The 15,006-nt window shown below is 46.5% G+C and carries 13 protein-coding genes; 11 read left to right on the forward strand and 2 right to left on the reverse strand.

Annotated features, from left to right (window positions below):
• Positions 1–8: 8 nt before the first annotated feature.
• The 7 genes from groL (at position 9) to QUB20_RS00345 (ending at position 4,721) form a co-directional block, all read left to right on the forward strand.
• The gene (groL, locus tag QUB20_RS00315) at positions 9–1,649 is read left to right on the forward strand and encodes a chaperonin GroEL (RefSeq protein WP_333046934.1); all 1,641 of its coding nucleotides are present in this window, start codon (positions 9–11) and stop codon (positions 1,647–1,649) included.
• 213 nt (positions 1,650–1,862) lie between these two features.
• Complete coding sequence (locus QUB20_RS00320) at positions 1,863–2,228, forward strand: Tse2 family ADP-ribosyltransferase toxin (protein WP_333243074.1); 366 nt, start codon at positions 1,863–1,865, stop codon at positions 2,226–2,228.
• Positions 2,229–2,404: 176 nt separating this feature from the next.
• Positions 2,405–2,785 (forward strand): hypothetical protein, encoded by a 381-nt coding sequence (locus QUB20_RS00325; RefSeq protein ID WP_333243077.1) that lies wholly within the window; start codon positions 2,405–2,407, stop codon positions 2,783–2,785.
• Between the two features lie 87 nt (positions 2,786–2,872).
• The gene (locus QUB20_RS00330) at positions 2,873–3,361 is read left to right on the forward strand and encodes a hypothetical protein (RefSeq protein ID WP_333243080.1); all 489 of its coding nucleotides are present in this window, start codon (positions 2,873–2,875) and stop codon (positions 3,359–3,361) included.
• Positions 3,321–3,830 carry a hypothetical protein gene (locus QUB20_RS00335; protein WP_333243083.1) on the forward strand — a complete coding sequence of 170 codons (510 nt, stop codon included), beginning with the start codon at positions 3,321–3,323 and terminating at the stop codon, positions 3,828–3,830. Before QUB20_RS00330 ends, QUB20_RS00335 begins: the two co-directional genes overlap by 41 nt.
• A gap of 46 nt (positions 3,831–3,876) precedes the next feature.
• Complete coding sequence (locus QUB20_RS00340) at positions 3,877–4,536, forward strand: glutathione S-transferase family protein (protein WP_333244277.1); 660 nt, start codon at positions 3,877–3,879, stop codon at positions 4,534–4,536.
• A complete protein-coding gene (locus QUB20_RS00345) occupies positions 4,536–4,721 on the forward strand; it encodes a hypothetical protein (RefSeq protein ID WP_333244280.1) in 186 nt (61 codons plus the stop codon). The genes QUB20_RS00340 and QUB20_RS00345 overlap by 1 nt, the downstream gene beginning before the upstream one ends.
• A gap of 142 nt (positions 4,722–4,863) precedes the next feature.
• Here QUB20_RS00345 and QUB20_RS00350 read toward each other — a convergent pair whose 3' ends face one another.
• On the reverse strand, positions 4,864–5,859 hold the full coding sequence (locus tag QUB20_RS00350) for an SH3 domain-containing protein (protein ID WP_333244283.1): 996 nt from the start codon (positions 5,857–5,859) through the stop codon (positions 4,864–4,866).
• Positions 5,860–6,609: 750 nt separating this feature from the next.
• Between QUB20_RS00350 and QUB20_RS00355 the strand changes: the two genes are divergently transcribed.
• A complete protein-coding gene (locus QUB20_RS00355) occupies positions 6,610–7,491 on the forward strand; it encodes a glycerol acyltransferase (RefSeq protein WP_333244286.1) in 882 nt (293 codons plus the stop codon).
• Positions 7,492–7,954: 463 nt separating this feature from the next.
• On the opposite strand, the gene QUB20_RS00360 is transcribed toward QUB20_RS00355, so the two are convergent.
• Positions 7,955–9,364, reverse strand: a complete 1,410-nt coding sequence (locus tag QUB20_RS00360) for a 2-polyprenyl-6-methoxyphenol hydroxylase-like oxidoreductase (protein WP_333244289.1) — start codon at positions 9,362–9,364, stop codon at positions 7,955–7,957.
• 41 nt (positions 9,365–9,405) lie between these two features.
• Between QUB20_RS00360 and QUB20_RS00365 the strand changes: the two genes are divergently transcribed.
• From QUB20_RS00365 to iscB, 3 genes are all read left to right on the forward strand, one after another.
• A complete protein-coding gene (locus QUB20_RS00365; RefSeq protein ID WP_333244292.1) occupies positions 9,406–9,561 on the forward strand; it encodes a hypothetical protein in 156 nt (51 codons plus the stop codon).
• A gap of 120 nt (positions 9,562–9,681) precedes the next feature.
• A complete protein-coding gene (locus QUB20_RS00370) occupies positions 9,682–12,780 on the forward strand; it encodes an MFS transporter (RefSeq protein ID WP_333244295.1) in 3,099 nt (1,032 codons plus the stop codon).
• A gap of 914 nt (positions 12,781–13,694) precedes the next feature.
• On the forward strand, positions 13,695–14,972 hold the full coding sequence (gene iscB, locus QUB20_RS00375; protein ID WP_333244297.1) for an RNA-guided endonuclease IscB: 1,278 nt from the start codon (positions 13,695–13,697) through the stop codon (positions 14,970–14,972).
• The last annotated feature ends 34 nt before the right edge of the window (positions 14,973–15,006 follow it).

Raw genomic sequence — 15,006 nt, forward strand, 5'->3', positions numbered from 1 at the left:
CAAAAACTATGGCTAAGCGTATCATCTACAACGAAAATGCACGTCGCGCCCTCGAACGCGGTATGGACATTTTGGCCGAAGCAGTGGCCGTAACCCTCGGCCCCAAAGGCCGTAACGTGGTTCTCGAAAAGAAATTCGGAGCTCCTCAGATCGTCAATGACGGTGTTACCATCGCCAAAGAAATCGAACTAGAAGACCACGTAGAAAATACAGGCGTTGCCTTGATCCGTCAAGCAGCTTCCAAAACCAACGACGCAGCAGGCGACGGTACAACAACTGCTACCGTTTTGGCTCACGCAATGGTCAAAGAAGGTCTGCGTAACGTAGCAGCCGGCGCAAATGCGATCGCCCTTAAGCGCGGTGTTGACAAAGCAACGACGTTTTTGGTAGAAAAAATTGCCGAACACGCCAAACAAGTAGAAGATTCCAAAGCCATCGCTCAAGTCGGCTCCATCTCTGCTGGTAACGACGATGAAGTCGGCCAAATGATTGCTAACGCAATGGACAAGGTGGGCAAAGAAGGCGTGATTTCCCTGGAAGAAGGGAAGTCTATGACCACCGAATTGGAAATCACCGAAGGGATGCGCTTCGACAAAGGCTACATTTCTCCCTACTTCGTCACCGACACTGAGCGGATGGAAGCGATTCTAGAAGAACCCTTCATCTTGCTGACAGACAAGAAAATCGCTCTGGTACAAGATTTAGTACCTGTGCTCGAACAAGTAGCTCGTTCCGGCCGCCCGCTGTTGATCATTGCAGAAGACATTGAGAAAGAAGCTTTAGCTACCCTCGTTGTCAACAAACTGCGCGGTGTGTTGAACGTGACTGCTGTTAAAGCACCCGGTTTTGGCGATCGACGCAAAGCCATGTTAGAAGATATCGCCGTATTGACCGGCGGTCAACTAATCACCGAAGATGCCGGTTTGAAACTGGAAAATACCAAGCTCGACATGATCGGCAAAGCCCGCCGCATCACCATCACCAAGGACAGCACCACAATTGTTGCCGAAGGTAACGAAGCCGCCGTTAAGTCCCGCTGCGAACAAATTCGCCGTCAAATGGACGAAACCGAGTCTTCCTACGACAAAGAAAAGCTGCAAGAACGTTTGGCCAAATTGGCTGGCGGCGTCGCAGTCATCAAAGTCGGCGCGGCTACCGAAACAGAAATGAAGGATCGCAAACTGCGTTTGGAAGATGCGATTAACGCTACCAAAGCTGCTGTAGAAGAAGGCATTGTCCCCGGTGGCGGTACAACTTTGGCTCACCTGACTCCTCAATTGGAAGAGTGGGCTAACAGCAGCCTGAAGGGCGAAGAATTGACCGGTGCTTTGATTGTGGCACGGGCTCTGGCTGCTCCTCTGAAGCGGATTGCTGAAAATGCTGGTTTGAATGGCGCTGTGATTGCTGAGCGCGTCAAAGAAAAGCCGTTCAACGTTGGTTTCAACGCAGCGACAAATGAGTTTGTCGATATGTTTGAAGCTGGTATCGTTGACCCCGCGAAGGTGACTCGTTCTGCTCTACAAAATGCCGCATCTATTGCTGGCATGGTGTTGACAACCGAGTGTATCGTCGTTGACAAGCCTGAACCGAAGGATGGCGCTGCTGCTGGCGCTGGCGGCGGCATGGGCGGCGGCGACTTCGATTATTAATCGATAGTCGATAGTTTGATGGGGCGGGCTTTAGGGCCCGCCCTGTTATTTTGGTAACGGTTTTTAGCATAGGCATAACTTTAACTCTGAAGCGAAATTAACTAAACGCTCAATCCATAAGGCCCCCGTGCCTCTGTACTCAAACGCGAGGTTATAACGAAAAACCTAATCCTGCGTTACCAGTTAATTTTTTACAACTTCAGGAGATTAAAGATGCCTAAAACACCCGTTGCGCTGTATCGACAGGGGAATGCTAGTTCACCTAGAATGGATAATGTCAGACCCAATAAAGATATTACCGTTTATGAACAGCAAGATGAATTATGGGTTATGCCTACTTTAGAAGAAGGAAGGTTGTCAGGAGGAATGTCTCGGTCAGAAGGAATATCAACCTTTGAGAGGCCAGGCTCAGGAAAAAATTGGTATAAATTAGACCTCGGCACTGACATTCCACCAGAACTGGAATTAGTGAATGATCGTCCAGGTCATTGGTTATTCCAGCCCAGTAGACCGATGACTCTAGAAAAATACAAAGAGGCACTTCACCTCATAGGCACCTTGTTCCATAAACTAGAATAAGTTAGTCTGAGGTTGGGTTTAAGTAGAGAAACCCAACCTACTAATATAATTCATAGTATGTTTGATTACTTGTTTCTTCTATCTATCAAATAACCTGAAATCTTAAAAAATAGTATTTTGGGGATTTTTAATTAACTTTGGACGAGTGACTATTTATTTTTAGGAAGGTAACTAATATGAACTTATCATTTAAAGATTTCAGGTTTATTATAGAAGCGATTGAACACCAAATCAATGCCTATCAAGAACGTTTGCAAGTAATTGAAGAGATAGAAGAAGATGAAGATGAGGCTGCCGATCTAGGGAACGATATTAAATTTTTAGAACTTCTACTCGCAGACATGAAGGCAAGTTTAGATCGTAATACTTCAGTCAAGCATTTAAGTTCTGATGAGGTTTTTTCGCCCGCTCGAAATGATAATTCTTCCGAATATGCAAAAGAATTATCATTTCAAGAAATAATGAAATTAACGCTTAATTTGTCACTTAGCGAGCGACTATTCCTAGTAGAGGCGATTACCGCATCTGTGCGTCAGGAAGTCACAATAAGTAAATAATCAGCCAATTACAGGATTTCCAGAAGTTTGTTTTGATGATATACTGAGAATGACTGATTAATCGTAAAGTGAGCAGAGGTCAGGCCAATGTCAGCCACTATCACAATTAGCCCCAGCGAAATTCGGCAGATATTTCAGCCACGCACGTCCAGCGCTTCAAAGTTTTGGGAACTGGCTCAAAAAGCAAACAATTTAGCTGTAAAAATTGAAGACCGTTGGGAAAAAATTCCTGCTGAAACGCAAGAATTACTTAAAGTTTTTGCCTATGCTTTCATTGAACCCCCTCAAGGAATTAAAGACAGGTTGCTTAAATTTGTGGGGCTTTTTTCTTTGGCTATCGCTTTACCTTGGATGGTACTTAAAGGTGAACTCGATAGTTTTGTAGCTTATATTAACGCCTTTAATAGACTTATTAATGCGATTTTGAGTGGAGTAGAACGGGAAGATATGGCTTATCAAAAAGCACTATCCGAAGCTCTGGAGGAAACTTTGGCAGGGTGGGAAACTAGCGAGGCAATGACGGCGGAGGAGGCGTGTGAACGGATCAGAGCAATTTCAAATCAAGCTCTCGAATAACTTTGAGAGAAGTCAGCAAAAACTGATCCGCGATAGATATCGTAAAAATCAGGCAGGATTAGTAAAATTTGTCGAATTACTCCAAAAATTCCTCAGAATTTTGAGCGTTGACCCCCGTCCCCGTCCACCGTTGGGACATTTAGAACCTTGGCCTCAAGGCTCTAGCCGTGATGGATTAGAATTCTGGAAGCTGGAGTTTAAAATGCCTCAGCTTCGCGGAGCCGCTGAACAAGGGCGACTTATATATTTGTTAGATATTAGAAAAAAAGAAGTTGTGTTGCTGTGGATTTACACGCACGCAGAATTCGAGAAACGACCACCCGATAAGAATCTAAAGCATTTATTGATCGAAATTATGGATAATTATGAAGTTTCAGATGAAAGTAAAAATTTAGACGACAGTGGAGACGGTGAAACTGGAGAGGACAAAATTGGAGAAAATAAATCAAATGACAGTCAAGGTGCATAATCAAAATGTGGCTTTTATTACCTTTGAATAACCAGGCACAACATTTATGAAACTTTACCATACTCCCATTTCCGCCAACTCCCGCCGCGTGTGGATCGCCCTCTTAGAAAAAGACCTCGACTTTGAATTAGTAGAAATCCACTTGGACGGCGATCACTTGCAGTCTGAATTTGTGGCAATGAATCCTTTTCACCGCATCCCTGTTTTGGTCGATGATGGCTTCACCGTCTTCGAGTCTCTGGCAATTCTTGACTATCTAGAAACGAAGTATCCCGAACCGGCAATGTTGCCAAAAGAACCGACAGATTTGGCAGTTGTGAGGATGGTAGAATTGGTCACGGTTAACGAACTTGCGCCGGCACTTTACCCCCTCAGCAGTGAAAAAATGGGCTGGGGAACTCCTGAACCTCAAGTAATAGAAAAGGCTAAGGAAAAAGTCAATACTGTGCTGACATTTTTTGAAGGTTTGTTGGACGATCGCCCTTTTTTCGCTAGCAACAGTGTCACGTTTGCCGAGTGCGTTGCCGGCACCGTCGTGCCCTTGCTATCTTGGGTTGGTGTGTCCCTAGACGGCTATCCTAAAATTCAAGCTTGGTGCGATCGACTGCTTGCCCGCCCCTCATGGCAGCAAACTCAATTCACCGAGGCAGATTTGGCGGCTTTTGCATCTCGGAGACAAAAGTTTCTCGCACAATCTCAAGCCTGATGAACCCATCAATTGTCAAGCGATCGCTTTTTTTCCTAGCTGTCTTTACCTGCATCCAAATTCCCATCGCAGCAATGGGGCAGCCCGCCGCCCGATCGAACTACGAAGCAATTAACGCTAAACAGTTCGTTGCCGATCGCAAAATTACCGTCTCCAACCCCAAAGATATCGCAGCAAAACTCTGACTCGCGACAGAAATCAGTTATTCCTGGGTAAGTCATCGAAGCAATCTGGGTTCCGCGTTGTTCGCTTGCTGCGCGACAATCTTAAAACTATTTTCGGTGTCGATCGCTCTTTTAGTCAAAAAGAGCGATCGAACTCACAAGTTTACTTGCACATGATCAAATTTCCAGCAGAGATGAATCCCGCCGCAGGGGCTGAAATCTCAACCCAATTGCGGTCTTCTCCATTCTTATCTCTCACTAACTGGAAATTCGGCACAAGCGTTACTTGACCGTTAGCCGGTACACCACCTTTAACCGCAGCAGTCCTTGAAGGTTCAGTGCGGATAGCTAGACCCCTCGGCGCTACGCGAGGTTCTACTTGGCGGCACAGACTTACTGGGCCCGTTGCTGGTGCTGGTGCGGGTGCTGGTGCTGGTGCGGGTGCTGGTGCGGGTGCTGGTGCGGGTGCAGGTGCGGGTGCGGGTGCTGGTGCGGGTGCTGGTGCGGGTGCCGGTGTAGGTGCGGGTGCTGGTGCCGGTGCTGGTGCCGGTGCCGGTGTAGGTGCCGGTGTAGGTGCTGGCGCTGGTGCTGGTGCGGGTGCTGGCGCTGGTGCTGGTGCGGGTGCTGGTGCGGGCGCTGGTGCTGGTGCGGGTGCTGGTGCAGGTGCGGGTGCGGGTGCGGGTGCGGGTGCGGGTGCTGGCGCTGGCGCTGGTGCGGGTGCTGGTGCCGGTGCAGGAGTTTGACTAATTGTGCACGAACCTAAATTACTTTCGTCGTTGGGATATCCGCTAGCTACATACCCTGTGACGGGAGCGGTAATTTGAATCCAGAGGCGACCGTCGGAGGCTTTAACAGAAGTAGCGCCTTGGGACAGCGTTACCTGAGTGTTAAGTCCTACGCCGCCAACTCTAGGGGATTTTGGGTCTGGGCTCTGGCGAACGGTCAAACCTTCTTTGGGAGTGACTTTGCGACAAAGGTTGCCAGCCTGGGCTATTTGAAAGGTGGCGCTATCTTCAAAGGAAATATTTTCAGCATCTTGACTGACAGTCGATGTTGATGGGGCGGCAACAACGATCGCATTCGCTTGCAAACTTCCGGTTGCGATCGCGATCGCGCCCAGCAATGCAGCGGGTTTATTCCAGCAATTCAAGTTTTTCATCCGTTCAAATCCTCACTTAACCACAATCATTATCTTAATTGCAGGTCAATATAGCAAAAAAATCGATTTGTCTTCCACAAAAAAGCTTTATGTAACTTTTTTTTACCGCAAGTCAAGTTTAATTTATATAATTTAATGTTTGGTGAGTTGAGCGAAGACACATAAAGCTGCTACGCCTATAAATTGCTCATTATGCCACAGTGGGGGAGGGGGAGAAGGTGGAAGTGTCCGAGTCTGGGAATGGCAGAGGGGAAAAGTAAACAGCGCCAATCGCTAGCATTGACCCGATGGCGGGCGTCAACTTGATAAAATCTTCCAAAACGGAAACTTATCGGCTTGAGGCACAGTTGTGTTTTTGTGGCTAAAGCCGCCCCGCCATCAGCGACAGTTGCTGTAGCTGTTTGCAAACGGTTTTGTTCCTGTGGAGACAACCAGCACAAAACCTCCGAACAAAAGCAGCCCGCTCAAATCAGAAACCAAATATTTGCACCAATTCTGATTTAATTATATTGCTATAGCAACCGCGCTCGATATTTATGAGGTTTTCAATTGCTGAAACTAATTCGGTAGATTCCTGCGGAATGGGAGCCTATTAATGATAGGAAAAATCTTTTGTTGGGAGGGCTATCGGGATGATCGCACGCACCAGGAGAGGAAAATCCAAACTAATATCCTTCCTTCTTCCTTATTTCCCAAATAACTAAAGCCTTCTGTCTTCCAGATTTAAAGCTTTCTTCCTTCTGCTATATAATGACCAAAGCGTTAAATATTTTTCCAGTGACAAAAACTACTAACAAAAAATACGGAAAATCCTCTAACTATCCCTTTGACGGTCTATCTTTAGACGATCGCAATCCCGAATTCATTCAGCTTTTGTTGCCAATCTGGGAATGGCTGTACCGCTACTATTTCCGCGTACAAAGCGACGGCTGGCACCACGTCCCCGCCAGCGGAAAAATGCTCGTTGTCGGTTCTCACAACGGGGGACTCGCTGCTCCAGATATGTTTATGTTCCTATACGAATGGTTCCGCAGGTACGGTACGGAACGCTTGGCCTACGGATTGATGCACCCCACGGTTTGGCAAGTTTCTCCTGATGTTGCTAGCATGGCGGTTCAGTGTGGAGCCCTCAAGGCGCATCCGAAAATGGCGATCGCAGCTTTACGCAAAAATGCCCCAGTTCTCGTCTATCCGGGCGGCGCCCAAGATGTTTTTCGCCCCCACCATTTGCGCGATCGAATCTACTTTGCGGGACGCAAGGGATTTATCAAATTAGCATTGCGAGAAGAAGTGCCAATTGTACCAATTATATCGCACGGTGCTCACGATACTTTGATAGTTTTGGCAGATTTGTACGAACAAGCAAAGCAATTGCATGAATTGGGAATGCCGTGGCTATTTGGCATCGATCCAGTGGTATTGCCGGTGTATTTGGGATTGCCTTGGGGATTGAGTATTGGGCCTTTGCCAAACCTGCCTTTACCTGTGCAAATTCGGACTCGCGTGTGCGAACCGATTGTATTTGAGAGGTATGGTTCGGAGGCGGCGCGCGATCGCGATTATGTTGATGCTTGTTTCGAGCGAGTTACCGCCCAAATGCAAGGGGAATTAGATCGTTTGGCTGGTAAGTGAGAATTGCACAACTCTATATTAGTCTAGGCGGCAGAAACCGATTTTTTTTACAACAATATAGCGTGAAGCGCGAGGGCTATGGGTAAAAAAAATGGTTTCTTGACTCCTGTGGGTAAGTCGTGACTACCAACATTTTTTGCCATCAATCTAATGATTTATTTCAAAAACAGAAATTTGGGGTGCAAAGTCTGATTTTATCCATCTTAATTACGTGAAATACCCGAAAATCGCAGTCGCACAAGTCACGCTTTTATAATTTAGGTTCAAGCAGACATAATATCAGCTTAAATAAATGCAGGTGAATAGATTTCATCTGCGTTTATCTCCTTTCATCGGCGGTGAAAAAAGAGAACTGGCAAAACTAAGGAATGAGAATTAAATAACTTCCACTCTTGAAAGTGGGACGGGCGGGACGCCCATCCCACAATAACAATTAAAATTGTAAGTTATTTAATTCGCGATCCTAACCTGATTCTGTATAAACTCTCGATCTTAATTCTGCCTTCTGCCGAACGGTGACTAATTGCCCGATCGCCTTCAGCGCAATACTGGGATGAAAAAGTACAGCCGGCGACTCAATCATGTGCAGAACTTCCAAAAATGCTTGACAAACTTTAGCATCTCCGACGAGCACTTTTAACACCAAATCCATGTAATCAATTGTCAGCCTCGTAGCGAGGTTTAGTTTTGCACCTGTACTTCCCCGATAGCGAGAGTCCTGACTGATGGCAAATGTCCAAGGAATTGTATGTAATTTTGCTAGTTTTTGTTGAAATTGTCGCGCAAAGCCTGTTAAATCTCCTTCTGGATACCGCTCTCTTTGCTTTTGCAAACATTCATCTAGCATCTGAGCATCCAGTGCAGCAACGGTCATTCCCTGGCCATAAACTGGGTTAAAAGCGCAAACTACATGACCGATAATTATTAAGTTTTCAGGATAACGACGAAGGCGATCGTAGTGTCGCAAACGGTTTTCGGTACCTCGATAGCTATAAATAGGTGTTATTGCTTCTGCGTCTTTAATTCCATGATAAATTGTCGGGGTTGGCAGACTGCGGGCAAATTCTAGAAAACCTGCTTCGTCTGTGGGGGGATAATCGCGATCGCCCCCGATGAGAATCACCAGCTTGCGATTGCCTTCGATCGGAAAAATTCCACCGCCACGAGTGCGAAATGGCGGTGCTGTTGCCACAAATACTGGCGCTGTGTCTGACAATTTACCGCTGCATTTATAGATGCGGCTGGCATAGCCGACAAAAGCATTGATAACGGTTTCTTGCGGAGGTTCCCAGCCCAAACTTTTCAACCATTCAGGTGTTTTGGAAACTTTGCCACCAGCATCAACTACTAAATCTGCATACAAATTCTCTGCATGAATGTTTGCTGGGTTTTGACGATCGCGAAAACGCACCGACACGCCAGCAATCTCCGCGCGCGAGGCATTCGCCAGCAACCCCGTTACTGTCCCTCCTTCGAGGAAATGTACGTTCGTATTTTCAGCCAAGCGGCGGCGAATTTGCCAATCAAGTAAATCCCGACTGAACAAAATTAAATTATTTAGATCCGGGCTAAATTGCGGGGCCCAACCCGCCGGACTAAACCACCCGATCGACTTCGGATCTACACTAGGAGCACCAGCAGCTACCAGTTCGTTTTCCAAGCCGGGAAAAAACTCTTCGAGGATGATTTTTCCTCGATTTAAAAGGATATGAAGATGACGAGATTGAGGAATACCGGGGCGAGGTGCGGGTTTTTCTGGGAAAAAATCTCGTTCAACAATACTTACTCGGTAGAAGTGTTTTGCTAATACTCTAGAGGCCAACAGTCCTGCTAAACTGCCGCCAATAATAATGGCATGACTTTCTCGCTGCACTATCGAATTCCTTCAAAGCTAATTTGCTATGGAATTGGTTGATGAATTTTGAACAATTTGTCTGGGCTTCTGTGCCGACTCTGAATATCGATCGACCACAGATGCTCCTGTGCGATTATTTTCATCAGACTTACATACCACAAATAGCCCTAAATAAACAGCCGGCCGCAGACATATTTCTACACTTCCGACTGTAGGGGGATGCTTTAGCTCGACAATAAGGCGATACTTGCCATTGGGGGCATGAGTCTAAAACTATACCTTGGTTAACTTGCGCCAATGAGCGCGCGCACCCACTCCTTAACGAGGAATATACTATGTATCAAAATTTGCCAATAAATCCACAACTGTATAACATCGGGTTCTGGCTGGCCCAAGTGCCAGTAGAGCAGACTACTACAAACACAGCAGAAGACGCAGCACTCCTGTATTCCGGGCCACAATTTTTTATCGCCTTGATAGCTGGAGTGGTACTCGCCTGCGCTTTCCAACTCTTGCTAACAAATTTATCAGTAGCAGCCGGCCTTTCGTACATTGGACAATCCCACGACGACGATCACCACTCGGATAGCGGCAGCCCCCCAGTCCGCCACATCGGCCGAAAAGTAGGCACTTGGACGCTGATTACCGTCACCATCGCCCTATTCTTTGCGTGCTTGCTAGCAGTTAAGCTCAGCTTGATTAGCAGTCCCGGTTTAGGTGCGATCGTCGGTTTAGTCGTGTGGGCTACCTATTTCTCAATGCTTGTTTGGGTGAGCTCCACCACCGTCGGTTCCTTGATTGGTTCCGTCGTCAACACCGCGACATCAGGCTTTCAAGCCATTGTCGGCACCGCAGCCTCGGCTATCGGCGCCAAAGCAGCCAGCAACCAAGTAGTCGCCACAGCCAAAGCAGCAGCAGCAGCAGTGGGCCATGAACTCGGTAGCGCGATCGACCCCACAAGCTTGCGCGAAAACGTCGAAGACTACATCCAAAGCCTCAAACCGCCAGAATTAGACATCAAAGGGATGCGTAGCGAGTTTGAAAAATTGCTTAATGATCCGCAACTAAAAACTATTGCAGCCGAAAATTTGCCAAATCTCGATCGGCAAACTCTCGTAGATTTAGTAAGTTCGCGATCGGACTTATCAAAACGCGACGTAAACCGCATTGTAGACCAACTTCAAGATGCTTGGAAACAAGTAGGAAAACAAGGGCAGCCATCAGACGGCATCGCTCAATTAGTAGACTATCTCAAATCTGCAAAATCGGGAGATTTGGTCTCAGATAAATTGGCAAGTAGGGTAGAAAAAGCCCTCAGCAATCTGGGGGGTCAAAATTCCGGAGAAAGCCCGACCATGATGAACCAAGCAACGACAATGGCAGTCAATGCTTTAATGGGAATAGTATTGGGTCGCACGGATATGTCCGACTTCGATGTTGAAAAAGTAGTTGGTCAGCTCAAAGAAGCTAAAGACAAAGTTACCCAGCAAACTGATAAAATTACCGCTCAAGTCAAAGGCGAACCCGTAACTTACAGCCCAATTCGTGCCGACGTAGAAAACTACCTACTCAACACTTATTCGTGGCAGATGAACCCCCAAGCCATCGAGCGCGAATTTCGGGACGTGCTCTACGATCCTACCGCCGACCCAGGAACTGTGCGCCGCGAATTAGAAAAACTAAAACAGTCTAATTTTGCCGAAATCTTGGCTAGTCGAGGTGTTTTTACCCAAGACAAAATTAAAGAAATTTCCCAGGAATTAGAAGCAATTAGACAGCGCGTTTTACAAACCGTGATCTTTGCCGAGGAGCAAGAAAAAGCTCGCGATTTGCAGTGGCGGTTGGAAACTTATTTGAAGCTGACGCCGAAAGAGGAACTGACAGCAGCAGGTATCGGGAGCGATTTCAAAAAAATCTTAGAGGATTCCGACGCTAGTTACGAACAGTTGCGCGATCGACTTTCTCCTTACACCCGCGACAGTTTTGTGCAAATTCTCCGAGGTCGCGAAAATTTCGGATTCCAGGAAGTAGAACAGATTGTTCAAGAGTTAGAAAGGACGCGAGATGTAGTTTTAGCAGATGCTAAAGGTCTGCAAGAAGCAGCGCAAGCCCGACTAGATAACCAGTGGCAAAGAGTACAAGAATACTTGAAGTCTACGGGCAAAGAAGAACTCAATCCCGAAGGCATCAAGCGCGATTTGAAAACGCTGCTGGACAACCCGGAAGCGGGAATGTGGGCGCTCAGAGCTAGAGCTTCTAAGTTCGATCGCCAAACATTGGTAAAATTGCTATCTCAGCGGAAAGACCTCAGCGAAGACCAAGTAAATCAGCTTCTCGAAAGCGCCGAAGAAAATTGGCACAGCGCGGTACATACGCCGCAAAAGTTGGCAGAAAAAGCTAAGGATCAGTACGACCAAACCACCACCGCCCTTGCAGATTACCTTCGTAAGACTGGCAAATCAGAACTCAATCCTGAAGGGATTCAGCGGGATTTGACAAAACTGCTGGAAAATCCAAAAGAAGGAGCTTTAGCGCTGCGTGGCCGCCTGTCTCAAGTCGATCGCGATACTTTGGTAAAACTGCTTTCTCAGAGACAAGATTTGAGCGAGGAACAAGTCAATCAAATTATCGACCAAGTGCAGGAAACCCTTGGCTCGATTGTGAAAGCGCCCCGCCGTTTGGCAAAACGGGTGCAAAGCCAAGTGCACGATTTTCAGAGTGTTTTAGAAGATTATTTGCGTAATACGGGCAAGGATGAATTAAATCCCGAATCCATCAAGCGCGACTTGCAACTGCTGCTGCATGACCCGAAAGTCGGTGCATACAGTTTGGGCGAGCGCTTGTCACACATCGATCGAGCTACAATTGTTTCTCTGCTGTCTCAGCGGCCGGATATTTCTGAAGCAGAAGCCAATCGCATTGTCGATGGCATTTTGTCGGTGCGCGATGAGTTCGCACTGCAAATTCAGAAAATACAGGAGGGTATTCAGTCGGTAATTGACGGGGTTCTCGGAAAAATTCGGGATTACCTCAATTCGCTCGATCGCCCTGAACTAAATTACGAAGGCATTACGCGGGACGTGCGGAAGTTATTTGACGATCCGCAAGCCGGATTTGATGCTTTGCGCGATCGGCTGGGTCATTTCAATCGCGATACTTTAGTAGCATTAATGAGCTCTCGCGAGGACATTTCCGAAGCAGATGCCAACCGCTTGATCGACCAAATTGAAAGAAGCCGCAACAGCGTCTTGCAAAGAGCAGAACGCTTGCAGCAAGAGGCGCAGCTTCGCCTCGAAAGCATCAAAGTGCAAGCCGAAAAACAAGCCGAAGAAACCCGGAAAGCAGCAGAAGTTGCCTCTTGGTGGCTATTTTTCACCGCTCTTACTTCGGCCGCAGCAGCAGCCGGCGCCGGTGCTTTAGCCGTCATCCGATAAAAAAGACTCAAGTTGCGATCGGATTGCATATAGTGCCTGATGTGAGTTTCTACTGACATCAGGCACTAATGTTAGTAAAGGATTTGATCGGGGATTGGGAACGAGTTTGTATTAATTTGTTAGTACGGTTGAATAATGTTATGGTAAACCAGTTCCTACCCGTTTTTTGAGGCTAGTGCCAACGGTGAATCTATACATTTTAATTAGCAGTTTTGATGAATTTAAAATAGAAAAGTGAAAAGCCGATTTTATTGATTGTTGTATATTTTATTTGCAGATGTAATAAATAAAAAGTAGCCGGATGTTCATTGCCTCTGCTATCACAATTTTTGAACGGGGTTCAGGCTTGCAGGCTGGATTTGCTTTGAGGCAGATTCTACAAGTGTTGCAAGGATTACTGAAGAATGACAAAAATCAAAACATTTATTGGAGTGAAAACCTTTTGGCAAAGCAAACTTCGCGGGCCAGTTCCCTCTCTCCTCAATATTTTTTAGGTACAATAATAGAGAGGGTTCTCAACCCAGCACGCCTGTTCTCCCAACCGCCCACCTCCCTGGCTGCGTTAGTATCAAACAAACGCGAACTGTTTTGAGTTCGATCGGCGGTTAATTTTGAAGATGCCGATCGTCAGGTTTTGACTTGTAGGTCATAGGTTGTAAGGAACCCCATAGCTAAAGCTAGGGGCTTTCAGGAAGTCCGGCTCGATCGCCAGCGGTTCAAGAAGAAAGCCCGAACCTTACCAGAGACAGGATTAGACCTACGTTTTTTGAGTCACGATACCGGAGAATGCGACGCTAGTTTTCCGATCTATCGCCAAAAGTTAAACAGGCTTAACGGGGTTAAACCAGTGCTTTTGGCATAACAAGCTCAATAAACATTCTCGAAGCGAACTTTACCCAGCAATGGAGGACTTTATGTCTAATTTTGTTTTTGTAATTGATGCCCAAAAAAGACCGCTAACACCAATTCATCCCGGTTTTGCAAGGAGGCTTCTGAAGCAGAAACAAGCGGCTATTTACCGTAAGTTTCCGTTCACTTTGATTCTTGAAGAGTCCCGACCCGATTTAATCAGACCCCATTTAAAGATTAAAATCGATCCTGGTTCTAGGGTAACTGGTTTTGCCATATTGAACGGCGCACAAGTCATTTGGGCAGCAGAATTGACTCACAGAGGTCAGGCAATCAAAGATGCTCTGCTCTCACGCCGTCAACTGCGGAGGGGACGACGAAATCGACATACTCGTTATCGTCAACCAAGGTTCTTGAATCGCACAGGTCCTAGAGGTTGGTTGGCACCCAGTCTTGAACACCGAGTTTTGACTACACTCACTTGGGTGAACAAACTCATCAAACTTGCGCCTATCGGGTCAATAGCTCAAGAACTTGTGCGATTTGATTTACAACAACTTGAAAACCCTGAAATCTCAGGTATTGAATATCAGCAAGGCACACTTTTGGGCTACGAGGTTCGCGAATATATTCTTGATGCGTGGGACAGAAAATGCGCTTATTGTGGTAGTGAAAATATACCTTTACAAGTCGAACATATTCACCCTAAAGCTAAAGGCGGCACGAATCGTATCTCAAATCTATGTCTGGCTTGCGATTCTTGCAATAAAAAGAAAGATACTCAAAAAATTGAGCAATTCCTGGCCAAAAAACCTGATGTTCTTAAAAGAATTCAAGCACAAAGAAAACGACCCTTAAAAGATGCTGCTGCCGTCAACTCGACACGTTGGGCGTTGTTCAATCAGCTCAACAAAACTGAACTTCCGGTAACTACGGGTTCTGGCGGTCAAACGAAGTTCAATCGAACTCGTTTGCAACTACCTAAATGTCACTGGTTAGATGCTGCTTGTGTAGGCAAAGTCGAAGAATTAAAGGTGCTGACTTCTCAACCACTGCTAATCAAGGCGACGGGACATGGCAGCAGACAGATGTGTGGCACGGATAAGTTTGGCTTTCCAATTCGCCATAAATCAAGAAAGCAAATCCATTTCGGTTTTCAAACTGGTGATATTATCAGCGCGACAGTCACCGCAGGAAAGAAAGTCGGCTCCTATGTGGGACGAGCTCTGTGCCGTGCATCCGGCTCGTTTGATATCGCCACCACGATGGGAAGAGTGGCAGGGATTAGCCATAAATATTGCAAACCCATTCACAAAAAAGATGGTTATTCGTATGGATTTTGAAGAGAGGCGACTGAAGTCGCAGCCGCTTTCCTCC

Source organism: Microcoleus sp. B4-C2 (genome assembly GCF_036705265.1).
Classification (GTDB): Bacteria; Cyanobacteriota; Cyanobacteriia; order Cyanobacteriales; family Microcoleaceae; genus Microcoleus.